Source organism: Rhizobium laguerreae (genome assembly GCF_019778565.1).
Classification (GTDB): Bacteria; Pseudomonadota; Alphaproteobacteria; order Rhizobiales; family Rhizobiaceae; genus Rhizobium; species Rhizobium laguerreae.
This window is the reverse complement of sequence record NZ_JAAXQT010000006.1, coordinates 255444-272877: the sequence shown is the minus strand read 5'-3', so window position 1 is coordinate 272877 and position 17434 is coordinate 255444. Positions and strand designations below refer to the sequence as shown.

Here is a 17434-nt window from a genome sequence, read left to right as displayed (position 1 = left end):
TCAGATCTCCGTTGCTGTGATCTTGGTGGTGCGCGGCAGGCAGAGGAAACGCTTGCCCGCCGTCAGCACGATGTCGACGCCGCGCGGAAAGAGTGCGCGGTTCTCGGTCCAGAGCCGCATGAAGGTCTCCGGCAGGCCGATTGGCGCGATCTCCGTCACGCTCTGGATGCCCGGACCCATCAGCGCCAGCCGGCGGCCACCCTCGAGTTCGGCGAGCTCGATGATGAGGGTCGTCGAGCGGTCGGGATATTCCTGCGTGCCGGATGCAAAGAGGCCGAAGGAGGAAAGCGCGGTGCCGGCCTCGGTGAAGGCAAAGCGCGCTTCGGCCTTTTCGGTGGTCAACGGCGCGCCGGTATGGAAGCCGAGCCACTCCGGCACGGCGGATCTCGCCAGTCCCTGGGAAAGCCAGACGGGCGTGTCGTGGTCGCAAAGCGTCAACGCGATCGTACCGGCGGCGATGCCGAGCGGGACCGGCGGAGCGACATCCGGCTGAACGGTCTGGATCGTGCCGGGGCGGGCCATGCCGTCCATCAGCATCTTGAAGCCGCTCTGGGCATGGAAGACCGGCTCGGCAAAACCGCCGGTCAGAGCTTCTGTCTTCAGGCCCATCAGTTATCTCCCCGCACCATGGTGAAGAAATCGACGCGGGTTGCCGCCGTCTCGTCCGCCTTGCGGCGTTCGGCTTCGGCGATCCGCTCAGTGATCGGTAAAAGCAGGGCCTGTTCGACGAAACCCTTCGTCGCTTCCTCCTGCCAGAGCGCGTCGAAGATCGCCGCAAGCCTGGCTTTTTCACGGTCGGTGCCGAGCGCCTGGGCATGGCCGACCACGCCCGAGTCGAGCCGCACCGTCGCCCGCGTCACGGTCACTTCTCCGAGATTGAAGGGAGCGCCGCCGCCGCCGATGCGTCCGCGCACCATCACCAGCCCGGTTTCCGGTCCGCGCACCGGATGGGCAACGGGCTTTTCCGGCAATGCATCAAAGACCGCCAAGAGTTCGCCGCGTTCCGCCAGCGCCAGCAGATCGGCGGCGCGTTTGCGCCCGGATGCCGTCTGTGACGCAGCGTCTGTCCTGTCCGCTGATATCATCGCCGCCTCCCCTAAAATGTCTATTGATATAGACAACCATACAAGATACACTTAGCTCTAAATCGATGTCGTGACAAGCGTGTGACATTCTACAGCGCCGCGCGTCTTCAGACGCGCAAAGGACGCTGTAGCACTCGGAATTCCTGCATAATTCGCTCCATAAATCGAAGTCGATTGATGGAGCGAATTATGCAGAAGGAATTAAATGGACGGCAGGGGCGGAATGGCGGGATTGAAGCAGGTGCAAAGGCAAACCGGCGTGGCGCTCTGGCGCCAGATCGCCGATCGGATTCGCGAGGCGATCAGCACCGGAGCCTATGACGAAACGGGCATGGTGCCGCCGGAAACGGTCCTGGCGCTGCAATTCGGCGTCAACCGACATACGGTGCGCAGTGCGCTGGCGGCACTGGCGCAGGAAGGGATCGTCCGTGCGGTTCAAGGTCGCGGCACGCTGATCGAGCGCAAGGAGCGGCTGAATTTCCCAATCACCAGGCGCACGCGCTTTACCGCCGGCATTGGCGATCAGGCGCGTGAGATGCGCGGCCTTCTGCTCGATGAGGCGAAGGAGGAGGCGAGTGCCGAGATCGCCGGCTGGCTGGGCCTGAAGCAGGGAGAACAGGTGATCCGGCTGGAAACATTGCGCCATGCCGACAGGCGGCCGGTTTCAAAGGCGACGAGCTGGTTTCCCGCCGAACGTTTTGCCGGGATTGGCGAAGCCTACCGCAGACACGAATCGATCACCAAGGCTTTCGCCGAACTCGGCCTACCGGATTATGTCCGCGCGACCACCGAAGTGACCGCCGCCCATGCGAGTGCGGCCGATATGGCCGACCTCGAACTCACCCCCGGCGCAATCCTGCTGATCGCCAAGGCGATGAATACCGATCTTGAGGGTGTGCCGGTGCAATATTCGATCAGCCGCTTCGCGGCCGACCGGGTACAGTTCACCATCGAGAACTGAGCGCCTTTCCCCGCCGAAGCGGGGAAAGATCAGCTGAGATCAATGTGCGCCCGACATGTCGCCGAGCACTTCCTTGGACGCGACGGTGGAATCCGCCTTCAGCGTGTAGACCATCGGCACGCCGGTCGCGAGGTTGAGGGCGAGCACACCTTCTTTGCTCAGCTTGTCGAGCACCATGACAAGCGAGCGCAGCGAATTGCCGTGCGCGGCAACCAGCACCTTCTCGCCCCTGAGCACGCGCGGCAGGATCTCCGTGAGGTAGTAGGGCCAGACCCGGGCGCCGGTGTCACGCAGGCTTTCACCGCCGGGAGGCGGCACGTCATAGGAGCGGCGCCAGATATGCACCTGTTCCTCGCCCCATTTGGCGCGCGCGTCGTCCTTGTTGAGACCGGAGAGATCGCCGTAGTCGCGCTCGTTCAGCGCCTGGTCGCGGATCGTCAGGAGATCGGGCTGGCCGACCTTGTCGAGGATGAGCTTCAGCGTGTGCTGCGCACGCACCAGCACCGAGGTATAGGCGACGTCGAATTTGATCCCGTATTCGGCGAGCGCCGCACCGCCCGTATTGGCTTCCTGGATGCCGAGTTCCGTCAGATCGGGATCCTTCCAGCCGGTGAAGAGATTCTTCAGGTTCCAGTCACTCTGGCCGTGGCGAACGAGGACGAGGGTACCGCTCATGAATATGCCTCCGTAGTATCGTTATGAGGAAGAAAGCCCGAGCACGTCGAGCATGGAATAGAGACCCGGCTTCTTGTCGCGCGCCCAAAGGGCCGCCTTGATGGCGCCGCGCGCAAAGATCGAGCGGTCGGCCGCACTGTGCGACAGGGTGACGATTTCGCCTTCTCCGGCAAAAAGCACGGAATGTTCGCCGATGACGGAGCCGCCGCGCAGCGTCGCAAAGCCGATCGTGCCCGCCTCGCGGGCGCCCGTATAGCCGTCACGCACCCGGACCGATTGCGAGGCAAGATCGATGCCGCGCCCTTTTGCTGCGGCCTCGCCGAGGAGAAGGGCTGTGCCGGAAGGCGCGTCCACCTTGTGCTTGTGGTGCATTTCCAGGATCTCGATATCCCAGTCGATAGGATCAAGCGCACGCGCTGCCTGTTCCGCGAGCACGCCGAGCAGATTGACCCCGAGGCTCATATTGCCCGACTTGACGATGCGCGCATGGCGGGCCGCCGCGGCGATCCTGGCATTGTCATCGTCCGAACAGCCGGTCGTGCCGACGACATGGACGATGCGCGCCTGTGCGGCAAGGCCTGAAAATTCCACCGTTGCGGCAGGCGAGGTGAAGTCGAGCACGCCTTCGGCATCGAGAAAAGCGTTGAGCGGATCGTCGCCGATAACGACACCGGTCGGGCCGAGACCGGCGATCTCGCCGGCATCCTTGCCGACGAAGGGCGAGCCAGCGCGCTCGACCGCGGCATGCAGCGTGACAGCTTCGATGGAATGGATGAGCCGGATCAGCGTCTGCCCCATGCGTCCGGCTGCGCCAACCACCACCAGTTTCATCGCAGCATCGCTCATCTCAGTCTCACCAGGTCAGTTTGAATCGGAGGCTGAAGGCCTCTGCAGGTTGTTGAGGCGAGCGTAAAGACCGTCGCTGACCTTCGCAAGCGTCTCGTGATTGCCTTCCTCGACGACACGGCCCTGCTGCATGACGACGATCTTGTCGGCGCGCACCACGGTCGAAAGCCGGTGGGCGATGACGACGACGGTGCGTCCGCTCATCGCTTCGTCAAGCGCTTTCTGCACGGCCGCCTCGGATTCGGTGTCGAGGGCCGAGGTCGCCTCGTCGAGAAGCAGGATCGGCGCATTGCGCACCAGGGCGCGGGCAATCGACAGCCGCTGGCGCTGGCCGCCCGAAAGCGTCACGCCGTTTTCGCCGACCGGCGTCTCGTAACCCTGCGGCTGTGCCGAGATGAAGTCATGCGCATAGGCAAGCCGGGCGGCCTCCTCCACCTCGGCATCGGTCGCTTCCGGCCGGCCATAGCGTATATTGTCGCGGATCGTGCCCTCGAACAGATAGGGCTGCTGCGAGACATAGGCGAGCTGCTGACGCAGCGACTTCTTGGTGATGTGGGCGATGTCCTGTCCGTCGATCAGGATTTCGCCCTCGCGCGGATCGTAGAAGCGCGGAATGAGGCTGATGACGGTGGACTTGCCGGCGCCGGAGGGACCGACCAGCGCTGTGGTCGCGCCGCCCTCGGCGGTGAAGCTGACGCCGCTGAGCACGCTCTCATTGCCGTAGGCGAAGGAAACATTGCGGAATTCGATCCTTGCCTGCGTCACCGTCAGCGGCCGGGCATCCGGCAGGTCCCGTTGGCGCGGTTCCATGTCGAGCAGTTCATAGATCATCCGCGCATTGACGACGGCACGCTCCATCTGAACCTGCAGGCGGGCAAGCCGGCGGGCCGGGTCATAGGCAAGCAGCAGCGCCGTGACGAAGGAGAAGAAGGCGCCCGGCGGCACATTGAAGTAGATCGAGCGGTAGGCGGCATAGGCAAGCACGCTGGCGACGGCAAAACCTGCGAAGCTTTCCGTCAGCGGAGAGGTGCGTTCGGAAAGCCGGGCAATCCGGTTCGCCCGGCTTTCGGCGCCCTTGATGAGCTTGTTGACCTTGCGTTCCAGTTCTTCTTCCATCGTGAAGGCTTTCACGATGGCGATGCCCTGGATCGTCTCCTGCATGGCGCCGAGAACATGGCTGTTCAGATGCACGGCCTCGCGGGTCGCCGAGCGCAGCCGCTTGGAAACATAGCGCAATGCATAAAGCAGCGGCGGCGCCATGATGAACACGGCAAGGCTGAGCAGCGGATCCTGGATGATCATCACGGCGAGCAGCGAAACGAAGGTCAGCAGGTCGCGCACCGTCGAGGTGATCGTCAGGTTGAGCACGTCGCGGATGCCGCTGACATTCTGACTCACCTGCGCGGCGATATGGGCCGAGCGCGCCTCGCTGAAGAAGCCGACCGAAAGCGTCATCAGATGCGCATAGAGCCGGCGCTGGTAACGGGCGACGATATCGTTGCCGACCCTGGAAAGCGCCACCGCCTGGCCATAGCTCGCAAAACCGCGCAGCACGAAGGCGATGAAGATTGAAAGACAGATGATCCAGACGACGTCGGCGCGCCGATTGGCGAAGGCCTCGTCGATGATTGCCCGCATGATCCAGGCGGTAAACGCCGTCGAAAGCGCCACCACGATGAGGCAGGCGATCGCAAAGACATAGCCCCACAGATGGTCGCGGCCGTTTTCAGCGATGATGCGCTTCAGGATGCCGGTTACGGTATCGCTGCTGACGCTCTGCGTTCTGCTTTCCGCCGCTTCCAAATAGGGTTTCCTGTCTCGGGCCAAGCGCCCCGCGAGGGCGACACGCACTTTTGCCGGGGTCTATAAAGAGTTGGGACCGGTTTGGCTAGAGCGCCGCGCGTCCGGATGGGACGCGCCAAGAACGCTCTATTGCCTTGCATGCCGAGCTTAGCGCCGCCAGCGGCGGCCTTCCGTCGAGACGCCGAAATTCGCCGGCATGCGCGCATAGGAGGAAAGCCCGGCAAGCGCCGCCAGCGGGTGCGTCACCACATAGGTCGGGATGGTGCGAAGCAGCGCCGTATGCGGCGCCTTGTCCTCGAAGGCGATGCGGAATTCCGGTCTCTTCAGTGCCGGGATGATTTTCTGCGAAATGCCGCCTGAGAGATAGACGCCGCCGCGCGCCATGAACACCATCGCCATGTCGCCCGCCACGCGGCCGAGATAGGTGGCAAACAGCGAGACGGTCTCTACCGCCGCCTTGTCGCTGCCGGCAAGCGCGTGCGAGGTAATATCGGCTGGATCCTTCATCGTCGGCTCGACGCCGTCGACCACGCAGATGGCATGATAGAGGTTGACGAGGCCGCGGCCGCAGAGAATCTGTTCGGCCGAAACGCGGCCTTCGATCGTCTCGATATGCGGGAAGATTTCATAGTCGCGCTTGCTGCGCGGCCCGAGATCGACATGGCCGCCTTCGCCGGGAACCGGGATCCAGCTGTGCTGGGCATGCACGAGCCCGCCGACGCCGAGGCCGGTGCCCGGTCCGAGCACGACGCGGGAGGCGATCATGTCGCCGGTGGCGTCGCCGATGCATTCGCGGTTTTCATCCGAAAGCGCGGCGATTGCCAGCGCCTGCGCCTCGAAATCGTTGACGACGAGCACATCCTCCATGCCGAGGCCCTCGATCATCGTCTTCGGCCGCACCACCCAGTCGCAATTGGTCAGCGGGATCTCGTCGTCGTTGATCGGGCCGGCGACGGCGAGGATCGCCGAGCGCGGCTGCACGACAGTCTTGTCGAGCACGCCTTGCTGGATCGCTTCGTCTATCGTGGCGAAATCCGCCGTGCGCACGTTCGGAAACTGCTTCGGCTCGGCATAGGCATCGGCCAGGATGGAGAAGCGGGCATTCGTGCCGCCGATATCGCCGATCAGGATCGGGAAAGGCAGCGGAGCGGTGCTGTTGTTCGGTTTTGGCATGGCCGGTTCCGTGCTGATCAGGCTTCGAGTGTGGGAAGAAGTTTTACAGCGGTCGCGTGGTTGAGCGCCATCGGAATATCATAGACGATCGCCAGCCGCATCAGCGCCTTCACGTCGACATCGTGCGGCATCGGCGTCAAAGGGTCGACGAAAAATATCAGGGCGTCGACCTCGCCGGTCGAAATCAGCGCGCCGATCTGCTGGTCGCCGCCGAGCGGGCCGCTTTTCAGCCTGACGACGTCAAGATCGGGAGCGGCGTCGAGCACCCGCCCGCCGGTCGTGCCGGTGGCGACGATCTTCCAGCGCGAGAGAAGATCCTGGTTGGCGCGGGCGAACGCCGCCATGTCGTCCTTCTTCTGGTCATGCGCGATCAGCGCAAGGCATTTTCCGCCGGCCATGAAGTGAATCTCCGCCCCAACAATTCAATCGATTTGACCGCTGTATACCAAGAATTTGCGATTTGAAAGACAGAGCATCCGCCCCTTCATTGGATCGCCGGCTTGTCGTTCGGAACAGGGCCGACATCCGGCAACGCGCCATCGGTGCCGTCAGCCGACGCGGCTGCCGGAGCGGCGGCGAGCGCGCTTGCGGCGGAGGCTCCGCCATAGGTGGCGGCCTGCATCGAAGCGACGGAAGCGGCGTTGAGCGCGGCGGCGCAAGCGTTGGGCAGATCGGTGACCATCATCTCACGCGGCGGCTTGGGCGGCTTGGCGCCGGGCTTGGGCGGTTTCGGCGCCCAAGGCGCCGGCGTGAACCAATAAGCGAGCGACTTATCGCAGCCGTCGCCGGCGGGGACAGGAGCTTGCGGCGTGCAACCGGCAGCGCCCGGCGGGCATTTGATGCGGATGTGGAAATGCGAGTCATGGCCGTATATCGGCCGGAGTTTACCAAGGTTGGTGCGGTCGCCGGCCCAGGTGTCGCACATCTTCTTCTTGATCGCCGGATTGACGAAGATACGCTCCACCTCGGGATAGCTTGCCGCCAGCATCAGCAGCCGCGCGTGCGATTGCGTCCACACCTTGGGGTCGACGGTCAGGAACTTGCCCTTCTGCAGCATGGTGGTGAAGGGCAGATCCTGGCGCTCCTCGGCCGTCATGCGGCGCGTGGGCATCGGCGTAAACCAGATGTCGGCGTCGAGGCCAATCTGGTGCGAGGAATGGCCGTTGAGCATCGGCCCGCCGCGTGGTTGCGCGATATCGCCGACAAGGATGCCCGGCCAGCCGGCATATTTGACCCCATCCTGCGAAAACCGCTCCAAGAGCGCGATCATGGCCGGATTGCCCCAGCGGCGATTGCGCGAAAGCCGCATCGCCTGCCAGGTCGGCCCGTCGGTCGGCAGCGCCACCGCACCCGTCATGCAGCCCTTTGCGTAAAAGCCGATCGGCTGTGCCGGCCCCTGCGTCGGCAGGCCGACGGCGCCGAACTGCCCCTTGGCGCTGCCCGGGCTCGGCGTCTTCTGTTCAGCGCCGACGTCGCCAACGGCAAGGCCTGCGCCGATCGCGCCGGCGAGCGCCAGTGTGCCTAATGTCCTGAAAGCCTGGGCGAAGCCGAAAGCCATGCTGTTCCCTTAATTCGATGTCGAAGTGATTTGCACTCGAATCTATCCTGAAAAGCGATTTTGGTGAATCGATGATTTGCCGGACGGGCGCAGGAGGGGGCGGTGACGGAATGCCGCAGCGCCTCAGGCATTGACAGGAGCTGATCTTTGACAGGAGCTGGCGGCTCAAAATATCGCGAGCCCGGCAAAAACCAGACTCTCTCCTGTTTTTCGCCCCTATTTCTCGTATTGTCGTATCCATCAATATTCAGGGGAAATGGGAATGGCGGCTTTGTGGTCGAAAATCGGTCTGTTTCTATCGCTTGCGGGTGCTCTGGCGCCGCGGACGGCATTGGCTGAGGGCCAGCCGTTTCAGATCGGAAGCTCGGTCATCAGCGAGATGAAGTACAAGCCGGGCTTTACTCATTTCGACTATGTGAACCCTAATGCCCCGAAGGGTGGAGACCTGCGCCTCTCCGCGAGCGGGGCCTTCGACACCTTCAACCCGGTACTTGCCAAAGGCCAGGTGGGAGTAGGCCTGACGCTCGTATACGACACCTTGATGAAGGCGGCAGATGACGAGCTGCTTGTCTCCTACGGCTTGCTCGCCGAAGGGCTGTCCTTCCCCGCAGATGTCTCGAGCACGACCTTCCGCCTGCGTAAGGAGGCAAAATGGGCAGATGGTCAGCCGGTCACGCCCGAGGATGTCATCTTCAGCCTGGATAAGACCAAGGAATTAAATCCCCTCACGGCGAACTATTACCGCCACGTGGTGAAAGCCGAAAAGACCGGCGATCGCGACGTCACCTTCACCTTCGACGAGAAGAACAACCGAGAGCTCCCGAATATTCTCGGTCAGTTGGTGGTCGTGCCGAAACATTGGTGGGAGGGGCAGGGACCAGACGGCAAGCCACGCGATATCTCAAAGACGACGCTGGAGCCCGTGATGGGTTCGGGACCTTACAAGATTGCTTCCTTCTCCCCCGGCGCGACGATCCGCTACGAATTGCGCGATGACTATTGGGGCAAGGACCTCAATGTGAATGTCGGCCAGAACAATTTCCGCAATGTCATCTACACCTATTTTGGTGATCGGGACGTCGAGTTCGAAGCCTTTCGCGCCGGCAATAGCGACTACTGGCAGGAAACCACGGCTGCCCGCTGGGCGACGGGATATGATTTCCCCGCGGTGAAGGAAGGACGTGTCAAGAAAGAGGAGGTTGCAAACCCGCTGCGCGCCACCGCCATCATGCAGGCTCTCGTGCCCAACATGCGACGTGACCTCTTCAAGGACACCAAGGTCCGCGAGGCGCTGAACTATGGACTGGATTTTGAGGAGCTGAACCGAACGGTTGCCTTTAACAGTTACAAACGCATCGACAGTTATTTCTGGAATACCGAACTCGCCTCGTCCGGCCTTCCACAAGGTAGAGAACTGGAAATTCTGCAGGGCATGAAGGATAAGGTTCCGGCAGAAATCTTCACCACGCCCTATGCCAATCCCGTCGGCGGCGACCCGCAGAAAAGCCGCGACAATCTCCGCAAGGCGATTGCGCTTCTGAAGGAAGCGGGGTGGGAGCTCAAGGACAATCGCATGGTCAATACCAAGACTGGCCAGCCAATGAGTTTCGAGATCCTGTTGTCGAGCCCCATGCTGGAGCGCTGGGCGGTGCCCTATGCCAGCAATCTCAAGAAAATCGGCATAGATGCGCGCGTGCGGACGGTTGACGCCTCGCAGGCCGTCAATCGCGAACGCAGCTTCGATTACGACATGATCTGGAATGTCTGGGCGCAGACGATGAACCCTGGCAACGAACAGTCCGACTATTGGGGCTCCGGTTCGGTCAATCAGCAGGGGTCTCAAAATTTCGCAGGCATCGCCAATCCGGCTGTCGATGAGCTCATCCGCATGATCATCTTCGCGCCGAACCGCGATGAACAGGTCGCGGCGATCAAGGCGATGGACAGGGTACTGCTTGCAAACCATTACGTCATCCCGCTGTTCTACCGCGGTACCCAGAACATCGTCTATTGGAATACGATCACTCATCCTGCCGAATTCCCGGCCTATAGCCTGGGCTTCCCGGATGCGTGGTGGTCGACCTCGGCGAAATGAGCAGGCTTGCATTGAAGGCGGCCTCGGCTCCAAATGGGGCAAGCGAATCACGACAAGCCGGTACGGCCGGCAAGGGAAGGCTGGCGGATTGAGCAGCATCGGACTGGACAGCAGGCAGACAAGAAGAAGATTTCCGGAGGCTGAAGGCTGATGGGCGCCTATGTCATTCGCCGCCTGCTTCTGATGATCCCGACCATCGTCGGCATCATGGCGATTTCCTTCATCGTCATTCAATTCGCACCGGGTGGCCCGGTCGAGCAGGTGATCGCCCAATTGACCGGCCAGGCCGATGGCGCCGATCAGCGCCTGTCCGGGGGCGGTGACCTGATGGGTGACGGAGGAGGGGACGAAGGCTCCAGATATCGCGGCGCCCAGGGGCTCGATCCGGAACTGATCGCCAAGCTCGAAAAACAGTTCGGCTTCGACAAGCCGCCGCTGACGCGTTTCGGCGAGATGATGTGGAATTACATCCGCTTCGATTTCGGCGAGAGTTTCTTCCGCAACACCTCCGTGCTCGACCTCATCAAGGAGAAGCTGCCGGTGTCGATCTCGCTCGGCATCTGGATCCTGATCTTCTCCTATGCGATCTCCATCCCGCTCGGCATTCGCAAGGCGGTCAAGGACGGATCGACCTTCGACGTCTGGACCTCGGGTGTCATCGTCGTCGGCTACGCAGTGCCGAGCTTCCTCTTTGGCATTCTGCTGATCGTGCTTTTCGCCGGCGGCTCCTTCTACGACTGGTTTCCGCTGCGCGGCCTGGTTTCCGACAATTTCGATCAGCTCGCCTGGTGGCAGAAGCCACTCGATTATTTCTGGCACCTCACCCTGCCGCTGATCTCGCTTTCGCTTGCAGCCTTCGCGACGACAACCTTGCTGACCAAGAATTCCTTCATCGAGGAAATCAAGAAGCAGTATGTCGTCACCGCCCGCGCCAAGGGTCTGAATGAGCGGCAGGTGCTTTACGGCCATATTTTCCGCAATGCCATGCTGATCATCATCGCCGGCTTCCCCGGTGCCTTCATCTCCGCCTTCTTCACCGGATCGCTGCTGATCGAAAATATCTTCTCGCTCGATGGCCTCGGCCGTCTCGGCTATCTCTCTGTGGTCAACCGGGATTATCCGATCGTCTTCGCCACACTCTACATCTTCTCGCTGCTCGGTCTGTTCGTCAGCTTGATTTCGGACCTGATCTACACCTGGATCGATCCGCGCATCGATTTCGAGCGGAGGGATGTCTGATGGACGCCGCCGCAAATCCTGTCACTGCAACCCCCGTCAAGCCGCCGCGCAAGGGGCTGCTGTCGCCGACCAACATCCGTCGCTGGAAGAATTTCCGGGCGAACGGCCGCGGCTACTGGTCGCTGTGGCTGTTCCTGCTGCTGTTCGGGCTAAGCCTGTTTGCAGAATTCCTTGCCAACGACCGCCCTGTCATCGCCTCCTACAAGGGCGAAATCCTGTTTCCCGTGCTGATCGACTATCCCGAGGAGAAGTTCGGCGGCTTCCTCGCAGAAACCGACTACCGCTCCTCCGTCATTGCCGACGAGATCAACGCCAATGGCTGGATGATCTGGCCGCCGATCCGTTATTCCTACCGCTCGGTCAATTCGAACATTCCGCATTCGGCGCCCACCGCCCCGTTCTGGCTGATGACGAAGGAGGAGCGCTGCGCCGGCTATCCGCAAGGGATGAACGATCCCGTCTGCACCCTCGGCAATCTCAACTGGCTCGGCACCGATGACCAGGCTCGAGACGTGCTCGCCCGCGTCATCTATGGTTTCCGCATATCGGTGCTCTTTGGCCTGGCGCTCACCATCTGCTCGGCGATCATCGGCGTCACGGCAGGTGCGGTGCAGGGCTATTTCGGCGGCTGGACCGACCTCCTGCTGCAGCGTCTCATCGAAATCTGGTCGTCGATGCCGGTGCTTTACATCCTGCTGATCATCGCCGCCATTCTGCCGCCAGGCTTCTTCGTGCTGCTCGGCATCATGCTGCTCTTTTCCTGGGTCGGTTTCGTCGGCATCGTGCGCGCCGAATTCCTGCGCGCCCGCAATTTCGAATATGTCCGCGCCGCCCGCGCGCTCGGCGTCAACAACCGCACCATCATGTGGCGGCACATGCTGCCGAACGCCATGGTCGCGACGCTGACCTTCCTGCCCTTCATCCTGTCCGGCTCGATCACGACGCTGACCTCGCTCGATTTCCTCGGCTTCGGCATGCCGCCAGGCTCCCCCTCGCTCGGTGAGATGATCGCTCAGGGCAAGACCAATCTGCAGGCGCCGTGGCTCGGGCTGACGGCCTTCTTCACCATGTCGATCATGCTTTCCCTGCTGATTTTCATCGGCGAAGCCGTGCGCGATGCCTTCGATCCGAGGAAGACGTTTCAATGAGTGACATGACAGAACCGTTGCTTTCCGTCCGCGATCTCTCTGTTGCCTTTCATCAGGGCGGCGAAACCTCGCTTGCCGTTGATCACATTTCTTTCGATATCGCCAAAGGCGAGGTCGTTGCGCTCGTCGGCGAATCCGGCTCCGGCAAATCGGTCTCGGCCAATTCGATCCTGCGGCTTTTGCCCTATCCCTCCGCAAGCCATCCCTCCGGCGAAATCCTCTTCAAGGGCAAGGACCTTCTGAAGGCGTCGGAGCGGGCGCTGCGGGAAGTGCGCGGCAACGACATCACCATGATCTTCCAGGAGCCGATGACCTCGCTCAATCCGCTTCATACGATCGAGAAGCAGATCGCCGAGATCCTAGCCCTGCACCAGGGCCTTACCGGCCAGCCGGCGCGTGAGCGCGTGCTGGAATTGCTGAACCAGGTCGGCATCCGCGAACCGGAAAAGCGGTTGAAGGCCTATCCGCACGAACTGTCAGGTGGCCAGCGCCAGCGCGTCATGATCGCCATGGCGCTCGCCAACCGGCCAGAATTACTGATCGCCGACGAGCCCACCACGGCGCTTGACGTCACCGTGCAGGCGCAGATCCTCGAATTGCTCCGGCAGTTGAAGGCCGTCCACGGCATGTCGCTGCTGTTCATCACCCATGATCTCGGCATCGTCCGCAAATTCGCCGATCGGGTCTGCGTCATGACCAAGGGCAAGATCGTCGAAACCGGGACGGTCGCGGAGGTCTTCGCCAATCCCAAGCACGACTATACCCGCCACCTTCTCGCTTCCGAACCGCGCGGCGAGCCGCCGCTTGCCGATCCGTCGAAACCATTGGTGATGGAAGGTTCGGATATCCGCGTCTGGTTCCCGATCAAAGCGGGGCTGATGCGCCGCGTTGTCGATCACGTGAAGGCCGTCGATGGCATCGATCTTTCGCTGCGCGCCGGCCAGACCCTCGGCGTCGTCGGCGAATCCGGTTCCGGCAAGACCACGCTCGGCCTGGCGCTCACACGGCTGATCTCCTCGCAAGGGCGAATTGCCTTTGTCGGCAAGGATATAGCCGGCTATTCATTCAGCGAGATGCGGCCGCTGCGCAACCAGCTGCAGGTCGTCTTTCAGGATCCCTATGGATCGCTCAGCCCCCGCATGTCGGTCGGCGATATCGTCGCCGAAGGGCTGAAGGTGCATGAGCGCTCGCTGACATCAGAAGAACGCGATCAGCGCGTCTGCTGGGCGCTGGAGGAGGTGGGTCTCGATCCCCTGACCCGCTGGCGTTACCCGCACGAATTCTCCGGCGGCCAGCGCCAGCGCATCGCCATTGCCCGGGCCATGGTGCTGAAGCCACGCTTCGTCATGCTTGACGAGCCGACCTCCGCGCTCGACATGAGCGTGCAGGCCCAGGTGGTCGATCTCCTGCGCGATCTGCAGAAGAAGCACGATCTCGCCTATCTCTTCATCAGCCACGACCTGAAGGTAGTGAAGGCGCTCGCCAACGACGTCATCGTCATGCGTTTCGGCAAGGTAGTGGAGCAGGGACCGTCGGCGGAAATCTTCCGCGCGCCGAAGGATGATTACACAAGGGCGCTGATGGCCGCCGCTTTCAACATCGAGGCGGTGCCGACACCCGCCGTACAGCAATAAAAGAAGATCATGCCCGCAACTCCTCCCGTTCTCGTCGATATCAAGTTCAACCCCGAAGGCGTCGCCCGCGTGCTGAAGACTGCCTTTGCCGACCGCGGCAGCATCAATCTCGCCGATCCGGCCAATCGGACACGCGATCTCCGCGCGGTCGAATACGCGCTTCTCTGGAAACCGGATGCCGACCTTTTCGCGCGGGCGCCGAACCTCAAGGCGATCTTCTCGGGAGGCGCTGGCGTCGACCATATCATCGGCTTGGACGGCCTGCCTGAGATCCCGATTGTGCGCTTCGTCGACCGCAGCCTGACGACCCGCATGAGCGAGTGGGTGGTCATGCAATGCCTGATGCATCTGCGCGGGCAATACGCCCATGACAGCCACCAGCGACAGCGTGAATGGGCCAAACTGATCGCGCCGGAGGCGGCAGAAGTGACGGTCGGCGTCATGGGTCTCGGCATTCTCGGGCAAGATGCGGTCGCCAAGCTGAGAGTGATGGGTTTCAACGTCATCGGCTGGTCGCGCAGCCGTAAGCAGATCGCCGGCGCCGAAACCTTCGATGCCAGCGAGTTGGATAATTTCCTCGCAAGGACCGACATCCTCGTCGGCCTGCTGCCGCTGACGCCTGAAACATCAGGCTTTTATGACGCCGGGCTGTTTGCGAGGCTGCGCCGCAACTGCGCGCTTGGGAAGCCGGTCTTCATCAATGCCGGCCGCGGTAAAAGCCAGGTCGAGGCCGATATCGTGTCCGCCATCCGTGACGGCACCCTCGGCGGCGCTTCCCTCGATGTCTTTGAGGCGGAGCCGCTTGCATCAGACAACCCGTTGTGGGAATTGCAGAACGTCTTCATCACGCCGCACGACGCGGCCGTCTCTGAAGAAAACGCGCTGTTCCGTCATGTCGAGACGCAGATCGCCCGCTTCGAGCGCGGCGAGCCGCTGCAATTCGTGGTCGACCGCGCCGCCGGCTATTGAGGTTTCGGAACCTTCCAGACAGCCACCCGTTTCCTTAGCGGAAATTCTTCGCGGCCGGATCGGCCCGTCAAGACAGCGGAAGGAGACGATGATGGCCCATCAGACGGAAACACGCTGGGAAAAGTCGGACGGCAAGCTTCACAAGGAAGAGCAGATCCCGCCGGTGAAGGCAAGGCAGGGACGCATGGGTTATCGCATCCTGACGGTGCTGATCGTCGCGTTGGTGCTTGCTTTCGTGGTTTGGATCCCGGTCGAAATCTGGGGTAATCGCGAGGCAGACGAAGTGGCACCGCAACAGCCGGGTCAGCAGCTTCAGTCGCAGCAGCCTGCTCCGGCTCCCGCGCCGACGCCACAGAACGGTACTGCCGTTCCAACTGAAACGCCGAACACCACGCCGGCCGCTCCGAATGTGGCGCCTGCAACTCCGGCCCAATAATCGTGAGCAAAACCATGTTCACGTCCCGTCGCGACACTGCGGCGGGACGTTCATTGTTTTGTCTGGACTTTAGTCGCCGATTTTTCGATAAGAAGGCGCACGAGCCGGTTTTGTGCGCCGGCTGGGAACTTGGCAGTACCCGGGAATTTGGCAGCACCTGACCGGAGTGGACAGGGGCGGGAGTTTGATGGCCAGGACCGATATCGCAAGACGCGTCTACAATCATGCCTGGAAACTCGATCCGATCATCCGCAGCCTGATCGATACCGACTTCTACAAGCTTTTGATGCTGCAGATGATCTGGAAGCTTTATCCAGACGTGAATGCTTCGTTCACCCTCATCAACCGCACCAAACGGGTGCGTCTGGCCGAGGAGCTCGACGAAGGCGAGCTGCGCGAACAGCTCGATCATGCCCGCACGCTGAGGCTTTCCAAGAAGGAAATGATCTGGCTTGCAGGTAACAGCTTCTATGGTCGCGCGCAGATCTTCGAACCGGAATTCCTTGCCTGGCTTTCCAATTTCCAGCTTCCCGAATACGAGCTGTCGAAGAAGGACGGCCAGTATGTGCTGGATTTCCACGGATCGTGGAAGGAAACCACCATGTGGGAAATCCCGGCGCTCGCCATCGTCAACGAGCTGCGCTCGCGCTCGGCGATGAAGGCGCTCGGTCCATTCACCCTCGATGTGCTCTATGCTCGCGCCAAGGCGAAGATGTGGTCGAAGGTCGAACGGCTGAAGGAATTGCCGGGCCTGCGTATCTCCGATTTCGGCACTCGCCGCCGCCACAGTTTCCTCTGGCAGCGCTGGTGCGTCGAGGCGCTGAAGGAAGGCATCGGCCCGGCCTTTGCCGGTACCAGCAACGTATTGCTGGCTATGGATTCCGATCTCGAGGCCGTCGGCACCAATGCGCACGAGCTGCCGATGGTGGCTGCCGCCCTGGCCGAAACCGACGAGCAGTTGCGCAACGCGCCTTACAAGATCCTGCGCGACTGGAACAAGCTCTATGGCGGCAACCTTCTGATCGTCCTGCCGGATGCCTTCGGTACCGCTGCTTTCCTGCGCGACGCACCGGAATGGGTCGCCGACTGGACCGGCTTCCGCCCGGACAGTGCCCCGCCGATCGAAGGCGGCGAGAAGATTATCGACTGGTGGAAGAAGATGGGCCGCGATCCGCGCCAGAAGCTGCTGATCTTCTCCGACGGTCTCGATGTCGACGCCATCATCGATACCTACCGGCATTTCGAAGGCCGCGTGCGCATGAGCTTCGGCTGGGGCACGAACCTGACGAACGATTTTTCCGGCTGCGCGCCGATCGAGATCTCCGGCCTCAACCCGATCTCCGTCGTCTGCAAGGTCAGCGACGCCAACGGCCGTCCGGCGGTGAAGCTCTCCGACAACCCGCAGAAGGCGACCGGCGACCCGGCCGAGGTCGAACGCTACCTGAAATTCTTCGGCGCCGAGGACAGGATCGATCAGACCGTTCTGGTGTAGGTCTGGGCCAATGTGCCGCCATCCAGGGGCATATTGATGTGCCCCGCCATCGCATCCTCGATCGACCAACCGAAGCGCCAGGCGTCGAACATCGAGTACCATTCCTGGAAATCGGCAATCGGTAGGATATCCGGCTTCGACATCGGATTGTCGGCCAGACTGCGGCCACGCGCACGGTCCCGTGCGCCACGCTCCTGCATCTCAAGCAGATTCTCGAACATCATTACTCCCGTCTTTATTCCGATTTATGCAATCATTCTAATAAAGCGTTGTCGAGTCCGGATACGACAATTCGGGTTTTTCACAGGATTAGCCCCAAT

17 protein-coding genes are annotated in these 17434 nt (G+C 61.8%); 8 read left to right on the top strand and 9 right to left on the bottom strand.

All coding sequences use genetic code 11. The annotated features are described in order from the left end of the window. Positions 1-609 carry a phosphonate C-P lyase system protein PhnH gene (gene phnH, locus HFO71_RS20175; RefSeq protein WP_221988367.1) on the bottom strand — a complete coding sequence of 203 codons (609 nt, stop codon included), beginning with the start codon at positions 607-609 and terminating at the stop codon, positions 1-3. Further along, complete coding sequence (gene phnG, locus HFO71_RS20170) at positions 609-1085, bottom strand: phosphonate C-P lyase system protein PhnG (RefSeq protein WP_221988365.1); 477 nt, start codon at positions 1083-1085, stop codon at positions 609-611. Before phnG ends, phnH begins: the two co-directional genes overlap by 1 nt. A gap of 223 nt (positions 1086-1308) precedes the next feature. On the opposite strand from phnG, the gene phnF reads away from it, so the two are divergent. Beyond that, positions 1309-2046 (top strand): phosphonate metabolism transcriptional regulator PhnF, encoded by a 738-nt coding sequence (gene phnF, locus HFO71_RS20165; protein WP_132611028.1) that lies wholly within the window; start codon positions 1309-1311, stop codon positions 2044-2046. A 39-nt stretch (positions 2047-2085) separates the two neighbouring features. On the opposite strand, the gene HFO71_RS20160 is transcribed toward phnF, so the two are convergent. From HFO71_RS20160 to mepA, 6 genes are all read right to left on the bottom strand, one after another. Beyond that, positions 2086-2721 (bottom strand): 2,3-bisphosphoglycerate-dependent phosphoglycerate mutase, encoded by a 636-nt coding sequence (locus HFO71_RS20160; protein WP_168330634.1) that lies wholly within the window; start codon positions 2719-2721, stop codon positions 2086-2088. A 21-nt stretch (positions 2722-2742) separates the two neighbouring features. Next, on the bottom strand, positions 2743-3567 hold the full coding sequence (dapB, locus tag HFO71_RS20155; protein ID WP_221988363.1) for a 4-hydroxy-tetrahydrodipicolinate reductase: 825 nt from the start codon (positions 3565-3567) through the stop codon (positions 2743-2745). Between the two features lie 15 nt (positions 3568-3582). Then, positions 3583-5370: an ABC transporter ATP-binding protein gene (locus HFO71_RS20150; RefSeq protein ID WP_017962779.1), complete on the bottom strand. Its 1788-nt coding sequence runs from the start codon at positions 5368-5370 to the stop codon at positions 3583-3585. Positions 5371-5517: 147 nt separating this feature from the next. After that, a complete protein-coding gene (locus HFO71_RS20145; RefSeq protein WP_221988361.1) occupies positions 5518-6543 on the bottom strand; it encodes a glucokinase in 1026 nt (341 codons plus the stop codon). Between the two features lie 17 nt (positions 6544-6560). Then, entirely contained in the window at positions 6561-6941 is a 381-nt protein-coding gene (locus HFO71_RS20140) for a methylglyoxal synthase (RefSeq protein WP_131640044.1), read from the bottom strand. Positions 6942-7027: 86 nt separating this feature from the next. After that, complete coding sequence (gene mepA, locus HFO71_RS20135; RefSeq protein WP_221988359.1) at positions 7028-8101, bottom strand: penicillin-insensitive murein endopeptidase; 1074 nt, start codon at positions 8099-8101, stop codon at positions 7028-7030. A gap of 262 nt (positions 8102-8363) precedes the next feature. On the opposite strand from mepA, the gene HFO71_RS20130 reads away from it, so the two are divergent. From HFO71_RS20130 to pncB, 7 genes are all read left to right on the top strand, one after another. After that, on the top strand, positions 8364-10196 hold the full coding sequence (locus tag HFO71_RS20130) for an extracellular solute-binding protein (RefSeq protein WP_221988358.1): 1833 nt from the start codon (positions 8364-8366) through the stop codon (positions 10194-10196). 150 nt (positions 10197-10346) lie between these two features. Then, on the top strand, positions 10347-11435 hold the full coding sequence (locus HFO71_RS20125) for a microcin C ABC transporter permease YejB (protein WP_017962784.1): 1089 nt from the start codon (positions 10347-10349) through the stop codon (positions 11433-11435). Next, on the top strand, positions 11435-12583 hold the full coding sequence (locus HFO71_RS20120; RefSeq protein ID WP_221988356.1) for an ABC transporter permease: 1149 nt from the start codon (positions 11435-11437) through the stop codon (positions 12581-12583). Before HFO71_RS20125 ends, HFO71_RS20120 begins: the two co-directional genes overlap by 1 nt. Next, positions 12580-14217 (top strand): ABC transporter ATP-binding protein, encoded by a 1638-nt coding sequence (locus HFO71_RS20115; RefSeq protein ID WP_027669147.1) that lies wholly within the window; start codon positions 12580-12582, stop codon positions 14215-14217. The genes HFO71_RS20120 and HFO71_RS20115 overlap by 4 nt, the downstream gene beginning before the upstream one ends. A 9-nt stretch (positions 14218-14226) precedes the next feature. Further along, complete coding sequence (locus HFO71_RS20110) at positions 14227-15186, top strand: 2-hydroxyacid dehydrogenase (RefSeq protein ID WP_221988354.1); 960 nt, start codon at positions 14227-14229, stop codon at positions 15184-15186. An 88-nt stretch (positions 15187-15274) separates the two neighbouring features. Beyond that, positions 15275-15622: a hypothetical protein gene (locus HFO71_RS20105; protein WP_170269400.1), complete on the top strand. Its 348-nt coding sequence runs from the start codon at positions 15275-15277 to the stop codon at positions 15620-15622. A gap of 187 nt (positions 15623-15809) precedes the next feature. Continuing rightward, entirely contained in the window at positions 15810-17114 is a 1305-nt protein-coding gene (gene pncB, locus HFO71_RS20100; RefSeq protein ID WP_003544452.1) for a nicotinate phosphoribosyltransferase, read from the top strand. Here pncB and HFO71_RS20095 read toward each other — a convergent pair. After that, complete coding sequence (locus HFO71_RS20095; RefSeq protein WP_131640038.1) at positions 17096-17335, bottom strand: CrpP-related protein; 240 nt, start codon at positions 17333-17335, stop codon at positions 17096-17098. The genes pncB and HFO71_RS20095 overlap by 19 nt on opposite strands. Positions 17336-17434: the final 99 nt, after the last annotated feature.

Excerpts from the sequence above, each read along its gene's own strand:
- HFO71_RS20140 (WP_131640044.1), bottom strand. The coding sequence starts at position 6,941 with ATGGCCGGCGGAAAATGCCTTGCGCTGATCGCGCATGACCAGAAGAAG.
- phnH (WP_221988367.1), bottom strand. The coding sequence starts at position 609 with ATGGGCCTGAAGACAGAAGCTCTGACCGGCGGTTTTGCCGAGCCGGTC.
- phnF (WP_132611028.1), top strand. The coding sequence starts at position 1,309 with ATGGCGGGATTGAAGCAGGTGCAAAGGCAAACCGGCGTGGCGCTCTGG.
- mepA (WP_221988359.1), bottom strand. The coding sequence starts at position 8,101 with ATGGCTTTCGGCTTCGCCCAGGCTTTCAGGACATTAGGCACACTGGCG.
- HFO71_RS20095 (WP_131640038.1), bottom strand. The coding sequence starts at position 17,335 with ATGTTCGAGAATCTGCTTGAGATGCAGGAGCGTGGCGCACGGGACCGT.
- HFO71_RS20120 (WP_221988356.1), top strand. The coding sequence starts at position 11,435 with ATGGACGCCGCCGCAAATCCTGTCACTGCAACCCCCGTCAAGCCGCCG.
- HFO71_RS20160 (WP_168330634.1), bottom strand. The coding sequence starts at position 2,721 with ATGAGCGGTACCCTCGTCCTCGTTCGCCACGGCCAGAGTGACTGGAAC.
- HFO71_RS20105 (WP_170269400.1), top strand. The coding sequence starts at position 15,275 with ATGATGGCCCATCAGACGGAAACACGCTGGGAAAAGTCGGACGGCAAG.
- HFO71_RS20130 (WP_221988358.1), top strand. The coding sequence starts at position 8,364 with ATGGCGGCTTTGTGGTCGAAAATCGGTCTGTTTCTATCGCTTGCGGGT.
- pncB (WP_003544452.1), top strand. The coding sequence starts at position 15,810 with ATGGCCAGGACCGATATCGCAAGACGCGTCTACAATCATGCCTGGAAA.
- dapB (WP_221988363.1), bottom strand. The coding sequence starts at position 3,567 with ATGAGCGATGCTGCGATGAAACTGGTGGTGGTTGGCGCAGCCGGACGC.
- HFO71_RS20125 (WP_017962784.1), top strand. The coding sequence starts at position 10,347 with ATGGGCGCCTATGTCATTCGCCGCCTGCTTCTGATGATCCCGACCATC.
- HFO71_RS20115 (WP_027669147.1), top strand. The coding sequence starts at position 12,580 with ATGAGTGACATGACAGAACCGTTGCTTTCCGTCCGCGATCTCTCTGTT.
- HFO71_RS20145 (WP_221988361.1), bottom strand. The coding sequence starts at position 6,543 with ATGCCAAAACCGAACAACAGCACCGCTCCGCTGCCTTTCCCGATCCTG.
- phnG (WP_221988365.1), bottom strand. The coding sequence starts at position 1,085 with ATGATATCAGCGGACAGGACAGACGCTGCGTCACAGACGGCATCCGGG.
- HFO71_RS20110 (WP_221988354.1), top strand. The coding sequence starts at position 14,227 with ATGCCCGCAACTCCTCCCGTTCTCGTCGATATCAAGTTCAACCCCGAA.